This is a genomic window from uncultured Ruegeria sp., from assembly GCF_947489545.1.
In the GTDB taxonomy this organism is placed as follows: domain Bacteria; phylum Pseudomonadota; class Alphaproteobacteria; order Rhodobacterales; family Rhodobacteraceae; genus Ruegeria.
Genome location: NZ_CANLDZ010000003.1, coordinates 232585 through 245945, shown reverse-complemented (window position 1 = coordinate 245945; position 13361 = coordinate 232585). Strand labels below are relative to the sequence as shown.

Here is a 13361-nt window from a genome sequence, read left to right as displayed (position 1 = left end):
GGCACTTTCCTCACCCGTCAGAGACGCCTGCTTCGGCGAAGGTCGCCATACCAGAATGGCACGCCACGGCGCTTTTCAGGATGTTGATGGCCAAGGCAGCACCTGACCCCTCACCTAAACGCAGACCAAGGCTTAGCAAGGGGTCTTTGCCAATTTGCTCCAGAACTGCCCCATGCGCGCTTTCCGCACTCTGATGGCCTGCTACAGCATGATCCAGGGCGCTCGGAGACATCTGTGCCAGACACGCAGCTGCGGCCGAGCAGATAAACCCGTCCAGAATGACCGGAATGCGTATAACACGAGCGGCGGCGATGGCCCCGGCCATCGCTGCGATCTCACGCCCGCCCAGGCAACGCAGGACTTCCAGCCCGTCATCGGTTGCATGCAGGGCCACGCCTTCGGTGACGACACGCGTTTTGTTCGCGAGGCCCGCGTCATCGACACCGGTACCACGCCCGGTCCAATCCGCAGCGTCGCCACCAAACAAGGCGCAGGCAATCGCGGCGGCTGGTGTGGTGTTCCCGATGCCCATTTCGCCCACAACCAGCAAATCGGCCTTGGGGTCGACTGCCTGCCAGCCCGTTTGCAGGGCCCGCAAAACTTCTGCTTCGGTCATAGCTGGTGATTGGGTGAAATCCGCTGTCGGATGTTCCAGATCCAGCGCATGTACGTCCATTTTTGCGCCTGCTGACTTGGCCAGCTGATTGATCGCGGCACCGCCATGTTCAAAATTCATCACCATCTGCAAAGTGACTTCGGGCGGAAACGCCGAAACACCCTGTGCCGTGACGCCGTGGTTGCCCGCAAAAACGATGACTTGTGGTGCAGTGATTTGCGGTTGGGCATTCCCGCGCCAACCTGCATACCAGATCGCCAGATCTTCGAGCCGCCCCAACGCGCCCGGCGGTTTCGTCAATTGTCCATTACGCTCGGTTGCGCCCTGTACGGCAGCACTATCGGGAGCCGGCGCACTGGTCAGCGCATCGCGGAAAGTCTTCAAATCGTTAAGTTCGGGCAGCATCAAAGCCTCATTGCATCAGAGTGGTCCTGCGTGTTTAACCGAAGCATTCAATCCAACAAGACCCTGAAAGGCGCGGGAGTGCATAAAAACGACACCAAACCCTTCTTACTGTGGGATGTTCCGCTGGCGCTGGTGCTTTTGACACGCCTGCCCCTGCCCCGTTTGCCTGATGCCGTCTTTGCAAGGCAGGCACAAGCTGCATGGGCCTTCCCCTTGGTCGGGTTGGTGGTCGGTCTGCTGGCGTGTTGTGCTGGCTGGGTAGCACTGTCAGTAAGCCTGCCACCACTCGCCAGCGCCGGGTTTGTTGTCGCTGTTCTGATCTGCACCACCGGAGCAATGCACGAAGATGGGCTGGCAGACACGTTTGATGGGATCTGGGGCGGTTTCACGACTGAACGGCGACTAGAGATCATGAAAGACGGCCACATCGGAGCCTATGGCGTGCTGGCCTTGTTGATTTCCCAGCTTATTCGAGTCTCCGCGATTGCCGCATTGCTGACGTCTGGTGCCATTTGGACAATTCTCGCCGCATGTGCGTTTTCACGCGCCACCATGCCAGTATTGATGAAGATTCTACCAAGCGCGCGGCAATCAGGTTTGAGCCACTCAGTTGGCGTACCCGGCGTCTGGTCAGTTGTCGCTTCATTGGGTTTGGCGGCTTTGATTGCGCTTTTGTTGATCGGGGCGCAGGCGCTGGTTCCAGCCGTTTGCGCGGGACTAGTTGTCGGCGTTCTGGCCTTAGTAGCACAGGCAAAGATAGGCGGCCAAACCGGAGATATCCTGGGCGCCGCGCAGCAATTGGCCGAGATCGCGTTCTTGCTGGCACTGGCTGCGCAACTCTAACTCTGCCAAAGCCAGAGAAATCACACCGCCTTAAGGCACACCACGAAAAAGACCGCCCCAATCAGGAGCGGCCTTTTTTACCGTAATTGCCAAAAAGTCAGGCAGCGGCGGCACGTGATGTCAAAACTTCATCCACTTGTTTGGCAGCAGAAATCTCACCTGCGCCCGAAACGGCGGCCACTTCGCGGGTCAGACGCTCTAAGGCGGCTTCGTACAGCTGACGCTCGGAATAGCTTTGTTCGCGCTGATCGTCAGTGCGATGCAGATCGCGGACCACCTCGGCAATCGAGATCAGATCACCCGAGTTGATTTTCTGTTCGTATTCCTGGGCGCGGCGCGACCACATGGCACGTTTGACTTTGGCCTTGCCTTTCAGTGTCTTCATCGCCTGACTGATCACATCCGGCGAGCTGAGTGAACGCAGTCCGGATTCGGTGGCCTTGTTTGTAGGCACCCGCAGGGTCATTTTGTCTTTCTCAAATGAGATGACGAACAGCTCGAGCGAGAAACCCGCGACATCCTGTTCTTCGATCGAAATGATCTGGCCCACACCATGAGCGGGGTAGACAACATAGTCGTTCGGGCGGAACTCAAGCTTTTTCGACTTTGTCATTCAGTTTTTTTCCTTGGTTGCAGATCAGGACACAGGCGACAAAAAGACCACATGCGGGGACTGTTTCAGCCCCGACAGGCGGCAATAGTGTCATAAATTCAACACTCCAAAGCGAGCATACTTACGGAGTTCATCCCAATCTCAGTCATCATGTAAGGACAGAGTATATCACAGAATTGCGACACCCGAAAGTTGACCTAGGGACAATTGTCAGCATTTACCCTGTTTTCAACAGGATAGGTCGCATTTCAGTCGATTTCGGACCGCGCGGGTGCTGCGAATCGTTTATCCGCCCTCACCCGGCGCTTCAGAGAAATACTTCTCCATCTTACCTTCTTCGCCATCGCGTTCTTCAGCGTCTGGCAAAGGATCTTTCTTGGTCACGATCACCGGCCACTGTTCCGAGAATTTGCGGTTGAACTCGACCCATTGTTCCATACCAGGTTCGGTATCCGGGCGGATCGCATCCGCAGGGCATTCAGGTTCGCATACACCGCAGTCAATGCATTCGTCTGGGTGAATGACCAGTGCATTCTCGCCTTCATAGAAACAGTCCACCGGGCACACTTCAACACAGTCGGTGTATTTGCAGGCGATGCAATTCTCGGTGACAACATAAGTCATGGTCGGTTTCCTGTTAGCGGCTTGACGTGTAGCTAGTTCAGTCTGAGGCCGTCTTCAAGATCAGATCAGCTGTCAGGCATACGAGAAAGATCAATTGCCCGTCGATCTTTCTTGGTCGGGCGACCTTTTCCCTCAAAACCAGGGTTTTTGGGCTGCGCGTCCTGTTTTTTGGTTAGATCCGTATACAGCATTTGCGCCTCGGGCGCCGGACCACGCCGGGTGCCTAAGGCCTCGATATACACAACCCGAACAATGCGGCCCTGAGGAAATGTCAGAACGTCCCCGGGTGACACGGATTGCGCCGGTTTCAGCACCCGGTTTCCGTTCAGGCGCACGTGGCCGCCGCTGACCTGTTTGGCGGCCAGGCTACGGGTCTTGAAGAACCGTGCCTGCCAGAGCCATTTATCGATCCGCAGTTTGGCCTGAGCCTGGGACATTCCGATTAGTTGCCGTCCTTCAAACCCATCAACGCAGCCGCGAAGGGGTTGTCGGGATCAATGGCCTTCTCCTTTTTCGCAGGCCGCGAAGAGAAGGTTTTGGCACCTTGCGGTTTGCCACCCTTCTTGCCCTGCGGTTTACCACGGCCGTCCTGAGGTTTGCCGCGCGGCTTGCCTTTACCCTGCCCTTGCCGTTGATCACGACGCGGGGCCCGGTTGGCCGGACGCTGACGCCCCCAAGTGAAGGTGTAGAACACTTCGACCTCAGGTTCGCCCGCTGCAGGTGCCTCGGCTACCGCCTCGGTGCTTTCGGTGGCCTCAGCTGACGCTTCGGCGGGTTCAACAACCGGCTCCGGTTCGGCCGCAGATGACTTGATTTCTGCGACGGCGGGTTGCTCGGGCGTTTCAGCCGCAGGTTCGGCAGAGGTGGCCTCCGTCGCTTCTTGCGTAGTTTCGGCGGGCGCTGGCTTTACCTTTGCCCGTTCACCTTGTTCGGCCTTGTAGCCAAGGCCCTGCATAAGGTCGGCGAACTGCTCAAGCGTCATACCGGTGATCGACAACATGTCGGGTTTGGCTTCAAACCCGCCACGGCTGTCTTCGGCGCGTAGCATATCAGCCAGGCGTTCCAGCATGTCGATGCGGATCGAACGCTCGCCTGCATCGCGGTAGCCGCACATGGTATCGTAACCTTCGGGCGCACCCTTGGCGACGGGCACGGTGACCAGACCCGGAGGTGGCGCTTCCGGAAACTCCTGCAATCCCCCCGCCAAAGCCCAAAGAACCAGACGCAACCGCGTCGGTGCGGGCTTCAACAGCAATGGCATAAAGATGGTGAACTGACCAAAGCGTATACCGTGCTTGCGCAACGCACCACGGGCATCCTGATCCAGATCCTTGACCTCTTGCGCGACACCGGCCCGGGGCAGAACGCCCAGACCTTCGACCATGCGGAAGGCAAAACCCTTGGCAAGACCCGACAGTTCTTCATCCCGCGACAGGTTCAGCAACGGCTCGAACAGAGCTGCGACCTTGCGATCAATGAAATGCTGCAGGCGGCGCTGGACCTTTTGTTCGACATCCGGGCCTGCGGCCTCATCCACAAAGACCTCGACAACCGGCTTTAGAGGCTCGGCACCGGCGACCAGCTTGCCGACGGCGTATTCGCCCCACATCAGGCCACCCTGTTCGGTAAAATCAATTTCTGTATCGGGCGCATTGTAGAAGCGATCGGCACGCAGATGGAATTGCGGCGCGAGAGCTTGCAGAGAGGCTGACTTGAGGGCTTTCGCCTCAGCTCCCTGCGCGCTTTTGTCCGGGCTGAACCGGAACCCTTCCAGACGACCAACGAATTCGCCTTCGACGGTCACTTCACCCTTATCATTTACTTCGGCCAAAAGGGCCTCCTTCTGTTTGAGCCGGCGCAATAATATGGATGTGCGCCGATCCACAAATCTTTGAGTCAAACGTTCGTGAAGAGCGTCCGACACCCTGTCTTCTACAGCGCGTGTTTCGGCACGCCAATGGGATTCGTCACGCACCCAACTGTTTCGCTGCGCAACATAAGTCCAGGTGCGGATATACGCCAATCTTTTGGACAATGCATCGATATCACCGTCGGTCCGATCAATCCGGCGGATTTGCCGCGCCATGAAGTCATCAGGTATCGCGCCGCCTTCGTGCAGGTGGCCAAAAATCACCTCAAGCAAGCTGGCATGTTCGACATGACTGATCCCGCGAAAATCCGGGATTCGGCACACATCCCACAGAAGACGGACGGATGGACCGTCGCTGGCACGGGCCGCAACCTCGATCTCGGCCGACAAGGATTTCAGTACGTTCAGGTCATCGGCTGGGCGGGCTTTGATCAGGTGCTCGCTGTCAGGGGCGACCTCAAGCGAGTTAATCAAGGCGTCGACAGACCCGAACCGCAAAGCAGCATTTCGCCAGTTCAGCTTTTTGATCGGCGTGAATCGGCCGTCCGTGATGGACTGCGCCACGCCTTCATCCAAGGGCGGCGCCTCACCCGTGACCCCGAATGTGCCGTCTGACATGCCACGGCCTGCTCGCCCGGCGATCTGAGCCAACTCGTTTGGTGCCAGTGGCCGCATCCGTCGCCCGTCAAACTTCGACAAGGCTGAAAACGCAACATGGTTCACATCCAGATTCAGCCCCATCCCGATGGCATCGGTTGCCACCAGATAGTCGACCTCGCCGTTTTGATACAGGTCCACCTGCGCGTTCCGTGTACGCGGGCTGAGTGCGCCCATGACCACGGCCGCCCCGCCCTTTTGGCGCCGCAACAACTCGGCAATCGCGTACACATTCTCGACCGAGAATCCGACAATTGCGCTGCGTGATGGCATGCGGCTGATTTTCTTCGAGCCGGAGTAAACCAACTGGGACATCCGTTCACGGCGGTGGAACTGCGCCTCTGGCACAAGTGCCGCGATGGGGCCGCGCATGGAATCAGCGCCCAGAAAGAGCGTTTCGTTGGATCCGCGTGCGCGTAGAAGACGGTCGGTGAAAACATGCCCCCTCTCAGGGTCGGCGCATAGCTGAATTTCATCAATCGCTACGAAATCTGCACCCATGCCATCGGGCATCGCCTCGACGGTGCAAACCCAATATTGGGCGCGAGGAGGAACAATGCGCTCTTCCCCAGTGACCAATGCCACAACGGAGGGTCCGCGAATCGCTACGATCTTGTCATAGACCTCGCGCGCAAGCAGCCGCAGCGGCAGACCGATCACACCGGTACGGTAGCCGAGCATCCGCTCAATCGCATAGTGGGTTTTACCTGTGTTTGTCGGGCCGAGCACGGCCACGATTCGGGATGACCCGTTCACCTTTGCCCCCTGCCCTGGACTTTAAAGTGCCTTGCCTTCGATCTGAGGCTTTAGCCGATTCACGGCATTGGTTACTTTTTCATGATGGGGATGTATAGCCAAAGCACGCGAGTACGCCTCAAAGGCTTTTTCAGGTTGATCCAGAACCTCAAAAATAAGGCCAAGGCCATAGATAGCCTGGTAGTTGTTGGGGTTTAGTGTCAACGCATACTCCAGATCGGCAGCCGCCATTCCAAACCGTTCGATCCCAAAAAAGGCCGATGCACGCAGATGCCAGCCTTCGGCGAACTCGGGTGCATGATCAGTCAACGCCGTCAGATGTTCGATGGCAATGTCCACATCGCCGTTGTCTAGCGCTTCACGCCCACGCTCCAACAATAGATCGGCCGATGACGACCCCGATTGCGACCACAGCGCCTGTAACTGTCGATCGATTCCGTGGGCCTGTTCCGGCGTTGCCTCGATCAATTGCTGCAACAACGCGTCCTCGTCCCGCGAATCGGCTTGTTGCGCAATGCAACTGGTGGAAAACATGACTAGGACGCCAAGTGCCGCAACGGTACCTTTGAGATTGTTGATTGCAATGCCCATAACAATGTTCAGTGTAGCGTTGCGGCCGAAGATGTCCATTCACGGCGCATAAACAATATGAGGAAGATCATGAGCGACATTCTGGAAAAAGCCGCAGAGGTTCTGAACGAGAAACTCTCGGGTGGTGACTTTGATGCGTCCGCAAAATTTGCCATCGCCGATCAGGGCTCTATCGTTCTAGATGCAAGCGGTGCTCGGGTGAGCGATGATGACGCAGACGTAACCCTCAGCGCTGATGCTGATACGTTTGAACAAATCCTCAGCGGCGAACTGAACCCAACTGGTGCGTTCATGTCTGGAAAGCTGAGTGTCGACGGAGACATGGGGATTGCCATGAAACTTGCTTCGGTGCTGGCCTGATGGAATTTACGCCGGCCCCTTTATTTGAAGACGTGGCCGGCGGTCCAGCCGGTGGTGTTGCCCATTGGCTTAAAACTACGGATGGCAAGCGCATTCGCGTGGGCCACTGGTTACCCGATGGCGAAGCCACCGGAACCGTGATGATGTTTCCCGGTCGTACGGAATATGTCGAAAAATACGGCAGCACTGCCCGTGAGTTCGTCGAGCGTGGCTTTGCCATGCTTGCGGTAGACTGGCGTGGTCAGGGATTGGCTGATCGGCTTTTGGACGACCGGCGGGTGGGTCACATTGATCACTTCCCGGATTACCAACATGATGTGCAAGCGACACTTGATCTGGCCACCGAGCTCAATCTGCCGCAGCCATGGTACGTCATTGGCCATTCGATGGGCGGGGCTATCGGACTGCGGGCGGCAATCGAGCACAAGTGCTTTGCTGCTTGCGCCTTTACCGGGCCCATGTGGGGGATTTTCTTCACACCTATCATGAAACCACTCAGCCGGGTGACAGCCTATTGGGGAACGCGCCTGGGATTGGGGGAAAAGACACCTCCAACGACAACGCTCGAAAGCTATGTCCTGTCGCAACCTTTCGAGGGGAACGTTCTGACCCGCGACCCTGACACATTCAAGATGATGCAAGACCAGTTGAAAGCACATCCTGAACTGGCCCTGGGTGCGCCATCCAACCTTTGGCTGCGGGAAGCACTGACCGAATGCGAATGGCTTATGGAACAACCTGCTCCGGCGATACCCTGCCTGACATTCATGGGCGCACACGAGCAGATTGTTGACCGTAAAGCGATCCGCGCCCGCATCGCCAACTGGCCCGATGGCAAGTTGGTTGAAATTCCAGATGGAGAGCATGAGGTGCTCATGGAAGCGCCGGACGTCCGGGGGCCTGTCCTTGATCAGCTCGCCGCGCATTTTGTGGCAGCTCAATCAACACGCGCACCAGAAGCGGCATTGTCGCGCTGATCAACCACCCAAGAACTGCTTGCTTGTGATCCAGGCGCGCCATCCCTAGATGTTGCGCAAAGCAGTTTTCAATAGGTGATCCATGCGCGACCTTCCCTTTCCCGTCCGTGATGCAAACGCAGGTGGCGGCGCTGATAATCTGGGCAACCTTCCTGAATGGGATCTGAGTGATCTTTACACCTCGGAAGATGCGCCTGAACTGTCCCGCGATCTGGATTGGCTTGAAGGGGAATGCGCATCTTTTGCAGCGGATTATGAAGGCAAACTGGCCGATCTGGACGCCGGGGGTCTGCTGACTTGCGTGCTGCGCAACGAAAAGATCAACGCAATCGCAGGCCGGATCATGTCTTTTGCGGGCCTGCGGTATTATCAACTGACCACCGATGCCGAGCGCGCGAAATTCCTGTCAGACATGCAGGAGAAGGTTACGATCTTCACCACGCCGCTCGTGTTCTTCACGCTTGAGATCAATCGGATCGACGATGATGGGTTAAAGGCGCATTTCAGCGCCAACACGGATTTGGCCCGATATGAGCCGGTCTTTCGGCGTATCCGTGCCATGAAGCCATACCAACTGTCGGATGAGTTGGAAAAATTCCTCCACGATCTGGGTGTCGTTGGCGACGCGTGGGAGCGTTTGTTTGACGAAACCATTGCGGGTCTCACCTTCACGGTTGACGGCGATGATCTGAACATCGAGGGCACCCTGAACCTGCTGACCGAACAGGATCGCACCAAGCGCGAGGCCGCGTCGAGGGAACTGGCATCTGTGTTTCAGGACAACATCAAGACCTTTGCCCGCGTTCACAACACGCAGGCCAAGGAAAAGGAAATCCTTGATCGCTGGCGCAATATGCCGACCGCGCAAACAGGGCGCCACCTATCCAACGACGTTGAACCCGAAGTGGTCGAAGCGCTGCGCGAGGCGGTCGTTGCCGCGTACCCGAAGCTAAGCCATCGTTACTATGAGCTAAAGCGCAAATGGCTGGGTTTGGACGTCATGCAGGTCTGGGACCGCAACGCGCCCCTGCCGATGGAAGACACACGGATTGTCGACTGGGCCGAGGCCGAGACGATGGTGATGGACGCGTATAATGCCTTTGATCCACGGATGGGCGAAATTGCAGCGCCGTTCTTCTCAAAAGGCTGGATCGACGCCGCCGTAAAGCCCGGCAAAGCCCCGGGCGCTTTCGCACATCCCACGGTTACCGATGTGCACCCCTACGTGATGCTCAATTATCTTGGAAAACCGCGCGATGTGATGACCTTGGCGCATGAGCTTGGTCATGGCGTACATCAGGTTCTGGCCGCAGATCAGGGTGAGATGTTGTCATCCACCCCGCTGACGCTGGCCGAGACAGCGTCAGTGTTTGGTGAGATGCTGACCTTCCGCACAATGCTGGATCAGGCCGAAACACCCGAACAGCGCAAAATTCTGCTGGCCGGTAAGGTTGAGGACATGATCAACACCGTGGTCCGCCAGATCGCGTTTTACGACTTTGAATGCAAACTCCACGCCGCCCGCCGCGAAGGTGAACTAACCCCGGACGACATTAACGCCTTGTGGATGAGCGTTCAGGCAGAAAGCCTTGGACCGGCATTCGAATTCATGGACGGGTACGAAACCTTCTGGGCCTACATCCCGCATTTCGTCCACTCGCCCTTCTACGTCTACGCCTACGCGTTCGGGGATGGCTTGGTCAACGCGCTCTACTCGGTCTACGAGAGCGGCGCGGAAGGATTCGAGGACAAGTATTTCGAGATGCTGCGCGCCGGTGGATCAAAACACCATTCGGAGCTGCTGGCCCCATTCGGGCTGGACGCCAGCGACCCAAAGTTCTGGGACAAAGGCTTGTCGATGATTTCCGGTTTCATTGATGAACTGGAAGACATGGAGGGGTGAGGATTGCCCAAGTCTGTAACGGCCTTGAAGACTGTCCGCTTTGCGAAAATCTTTGCCCATTCGATTGAAAGGGTCTGATGACCTCTCTTGTCCTGGTGCGGCGCGCCTTGCCGGAATTCCGAGAATCGAAACCTTGGCCGGAGTTTGGTATCGGATGATTAAAGTACAAGGCTTTTGGGATATTGCTGGCGCCCCTTAAGACACCCAAAATGGCGCTTTAAGTCAGTACTGATACTAACATCAAAATCTCGAAATTTAGTATCCCAGCGCATTTTGCGCAGGCCTTTTAAACCCTGCGCACCAATTCAGAAATTGAGGCAGATATGAACAAATTCATTCTTACGTCACTACTGCTGCTTTGGGTTCCTACCATGCTTCGGGCACAGGTTATCAACGAGGACAAGTTTACAGCTTTGGTTGAACAGAGCTTCTCATCCACAATCGTTGACTACGAAATTCCCGGACTGGTCGTTGGCGTAACCATGAAGGGCCAACATTACTTTTTCGCCACCGGCCTTGCATCGCGTGAAGAAAACATAACGGCCTCGCCTGATACAATCTTCGAACTCGGCTCCATCAGCAAGGTCTTCAACGTCAGCCTCGCCGCATTAGCTGAGCAAAGGGGGCTTCTGGATCTCAATGCGCCGGTATCCGACAGGCTCGCTGAATTGCGTGGCACGGCCTTTGATGACATCAGTGTTATGGACTTGGCCACGCATACGACCGGAGGTCTACCTCTCCAGGTGCCAGGAGCCGTCCAGAGCGTTCCCCACCTGATCGACTGGCTGGCTGACTGGCAACCCAGGCAAGAGGGTACTCGCAGCTATTCAAATGTTGGTACCGGTCTTCTAGGTCATATCACGTCTGATGCCCTAGGCATGGGATATGCAGAGGCGATGGAGCAAATCCTGTTTCCTGCCATGGGTCTCGAAAGCACATGGATAGAAGTCCCGGCCCAGTCGATGAACCGCTACGCCTTCGGTTACGACAAAAGGACGAACACGCCGATCCGGGTCAACCCAGGCGTGTTCGATGCAGAATCTTACAGCGTGAAATCGACTGCACGAGATATGCTCCGTCTTCTGGATCTTGAGCTGGGTCTGGCAACGAGCACTCCAGAGCTTACCGCAGCGCTGGAGAGAACACGTCAAGGGCAGACGAAGACACCCTATTATGTGCAAGGAATGGTCTGGGAACAATACCCCTGGCCCGTTAATCTTGAAGTCATGGCCAAGGGTTCCGGATATAATTTCGACCTGAAATCAAAGCCTGTCGAGCGGATCGACCCACCTATGCGACCCCAACGCGACGTCATCCTGAACAAGACAGGATCGACCAATGGGTTTGGCGGGTATGTGGCAATCCTGCCAGGTGAAAGTCTTGGGATAGTGGTACTGGCTAATCGCAACTACCCAAACAAAGCCCGAGTGCGCGCTACTTATGATTTGATCGAAAGCCTGTTGTCTGCCGACGATTGACTAACGTAGCTCCCAGCCCCGCCACATAGAGTCGGCAGGGCCAGAATTCTTAAGCCAAAATCAATCAATAGAGAGCATTGGTTAGTCTGCCGATCTTGTAGATTGGCCTCTTTGGCTTTCAAAATCACCGCTAAAGCTATTTCTCACCGGTTAGGTCACTCGCCGAAGCGGACTTTGGCCACACTGCAGAAACTCGGGGATGGGACTCAAACCGGACACAAAAAAACATCACTTCAACTGACTGTCCTTTGAGCCCCGGCGGTTGATCCCGCCTCGGGACTGAAACGAACTGTCGCGCTCCTGTTGGCAATCCATGCACAATTTGACGCCGGGCAGTGCAAGACGTCGCTTTTCAGGGATCGGTTCTTCGCATTCTGCACAGTGGGTCAGGCTGTCACCGACGGGTCGCTTTTGCGACCGCATCCGCGCCAGTTCATCAGATATCGACGCCTCGATCTGCTCGCTTACCGCACCATCGCGTGCCCAGCCTCCGGCCATGGGTCCTCTCCTGAATGAGTGGATGGCAGAATAACCAAGCGACGGGTGGCATGGCAAGCTACAGTGATACTGCCCCGTCGAAGATCTGGTCGATCATGTCTTGTGTTCCGCGCGAAAACTCCAACGGGCATGGGTATTCAGAACCACCTCGCACCGACCGACAGAAGGCTTCAACCTGAAGTTTGTAGTGATCTTCCCCGGGAAAGCGTGTGACCTGCACCTCAAGCCCTGGCCGGTGTAGTTCAACCCGAGCTTCGCCGAACACCCGCGCATTGAAGGGGGCGGTCAGCCGGATTACGCCGCCCTCTCCGTGAAACACCATCTCTTGATGGGGGTGCATGCGGATTGAGACATAGCTTGAATAGGTAAAGTCAGGAAACTGAGCGCGAATTTCGGTGAAACTGTCGATACCGTTTTCCCACCGGATCGCCGACTGGACCGTCACCGGTTCTTGGCCGGTGGCGTATCGCGCGCTGCCAATCACATAGACGCCAATGTCCCGCAGACCTCCCCCACCGGTTTCTGCGCGATTGCGGATATTCGTGGTATCCGTGCGGTTGTCAAAACTGAACGCCCCCGTCACATGCGCAAGTTTGCCGATCGCCCCATCAGCGATGAGCTTCCGGACCATCTGCCATTGGGGATGATGCACGATCATATACGCCTCAGCCGCAAGCAGGCCGGTATCATCGCGTTTCTTGATCAACGCGTCAAATTCGTGGGCCCGCATCGTCATCGGCTTTTCACACAAAACTTGCTTACCCGCATCCAGCGCCTTCAAGCTCCATTCCACATGCAGGTGATTGGGCAGTGGGATATAGACGGCATCGATGTTTGGGTCGGCAAGCATGGCGTCGTAGTCATCATAGACGTTTAGATCAGGGCAAAACTCCAGGAACGGCGCGGCCTTTGCCGGATCGGACGTTGCCAGACCAGACAATCGTGCGCCGTTTGCGGCATGGATGGCGGGCGCCATGTATTGACGTGCAAATTTGGCCGCACCCAGTACACCCCACTGAACTGGTTTTTCCATCATACTCTCCATCAAATAGACGCCGAAGCCTTGGGACCCTCAGGAACTCTGCTGACCCAACATCTTTATCAAGCAACCGACGCCAAGTCAGGCTTTTCTCAGTCGCGTGGCATCGTAATCTGCTGATGCATGTTGGG

Annotated in this window: 13 protein-coding genes; 5 read left to right on the top strand and 8 right to left on the bottom strand. The window is 56.5% G+C overall.

All coding sequences use genetic code 11. The features are described 5' to 3' along the window. Window positions 1-10 precede the first annotated feature (10 nt). Window positions 11-1021, bottom strand: coding sequence for a nicotinate-nucleotide--dimethylbenzimidazole phosphoribosyltransferase (cobT, locus tag Q1B13_RS06145; protein ID WP_299078413.1), 1011 nt, complete (start codon window positions 1019-1021; stop codon window positions 11-13). Window positions 1022-1051: 30 nt separating this feature from the next. Here cobT and cobS point away from each other — a divergent pair, with 30 nt between their 5' ends. After that, on the top strand, window positions 1052-1864 hold the full coding sequence (gene cobS / locus Q1B13_RS06140; protein ID WP_367180697.1) for an adenosylcobinamide-GDP ribazoletransferase: 813 nt from the start codon (window positions 1052-1054) through the stop codon (window positions 1862-1864). A gap of 97 nt (window positions 1865-1961) precedes the next feature. Here cobS and Q1B13_RS06135 read toward each other — a convergent pair whose 3' ends face one another. The 5 genes from Q1B13_RS06135 to Q1B13_RS06115 form a co-directional block, all read right to left on the bottom strand. Beyond that, on the bottom strand, window positions 1962-2477 hold the full coding sequence (locus Q1B13_RS06135) for a CarD family transcriptional regulator (RefSeq protein ID WP_298932484.1): 516 nt from the start codon (window positions 2475-2477) through the stop codon (window positions 1962-1964). 285 nt (window positions 2478-2762) lie between these two features. Continuing rightward, on the bottom strand, window positions 2763-3101 hold the full coding sequence (gene fdxA / locus Q1B13_RS06130) for a ferredoxin FdxA (protein ID WP_170608293.1): 339 nt from the start codon (window positions 3099-3101) through the stop codon (window positions 2763-2765). A 65-nt stretch (window positions 3102-3166) separates the two neighbouring features. Continuing rightward, window positions 3167-3538, bottom strand: coding sequence for an RNA-binding S4 domain-containing protein (locus Q1B13_RS06125; protein WP_299078407.1), 372 nt, complete (start codon window positions 3536-3538; stop codon window positions 3167-3169). A gap of 5 nt (window positions 3539-3543) precedes the next feature. Continuing rightward, a complete protein-coding gene (locus Q1B13_RS06120) occupies window positions 3544-6384 on the bottom strand; it encodes a helicase-related protein (RefSeq protein ID WP_299078404.1) in 2841 nt (946 codons plus the stop codon). Window positions 6385-6405: 21 nt separating this feature from the next. Then, window positions 6406-7014, bottom strand: coding sequence for a tetratricopeptide repeat protein (locus Q1B13_RS06115; protein ID WP_298932494.1), 609 nt, complete (start codon window positions 7012-7014; stop codon window positions 6406-6408). A gap of 30 nt (window positions 7015-7044) precedes the next feature. Here Q1B13_RS06115 and Q1B13_RS06110 point away from each other — a divergent pair, with 30 nt between their 5' ends. The 4 genes from Q1B13_RS06110 (at window position 7045) to ampC (ending at window position 11693) form a co-directional block, all read left to right on the top strand. After that, window positions 7045-7335: an SCP2 sterol-binding domain-containing protein gene (locus Q1B13_RS06110; RefSeq protein ID WP_298932496.1), complete on the top strand. Its 291-nt coding sequence runs from the start codon at window positions 7045-7047 to the stop codon at window positions 7333-7335. After that, window positions 7335-8312: an alpha/beta hydrolase gene (locus tag Q1B13_RS06105; protein WP_299078401.1), complete on the top strand. Its 978-nt coding sequence runs from the start codon at window positions 7335-7337 to the stop codon at window positions 8310-8312. The genes Q1B13_RS06110 and Q1B13_RS06105 overlap by 1 nt, the downstream gene beginning before the upstream one ends. Before the next feature lie 82 nt (window positions 8313-8394). Then, entirely contained in the window at window positions 8395-10215 is a 1821-nt protein-coding gene (locus Q1B13_RS06100) for a M3 family oligoendopeptidase (protein WP_299078398.1), read from the top strand. Window positions 10216-10538: 323 nt separating this feature from the next. Continuing rightward, window positions 10539-11693, top strand: a complete 1155-nt coding sequence (ampC, locus tag Q1B13_RS06095; protein WP_298932502.1) for a class C beta-lactamase — start codon at window positions 10539-10541, stop codon at window positions 11691-11693. A 228-nt stretch (window positions 11694-11921) separates the two neighbouring features. Here the strand turns inward: ampC and Q1B13_RS06090 are convergent, their stop codons facing one another. Beyond that, entirely contained in the window at window positions 11922-12191 is a 270-nt protein-coding gene (locus Q1B13_RS06090; RefSeq protein WP_298932504.1) for a DksA/TraR family C4-type zinc finger protein, read from the bottom strand. Between the two features lie 58 nt (window positions 12192-12249). Beyond that, on the bottom strand, window positions 12250-13224 hold the full coding sequence (locus tag Q1B13_RS06085) for a Gfo/Idh/MocA family oxidoreductase (protein WP_299078395.1): 975 nt from the start codon (window positions 13222-13224) through the stop codon (window positions 12250-12252). Between the last annotated feature and the right edge of the window lie 137 nt (window positions 13225-13361).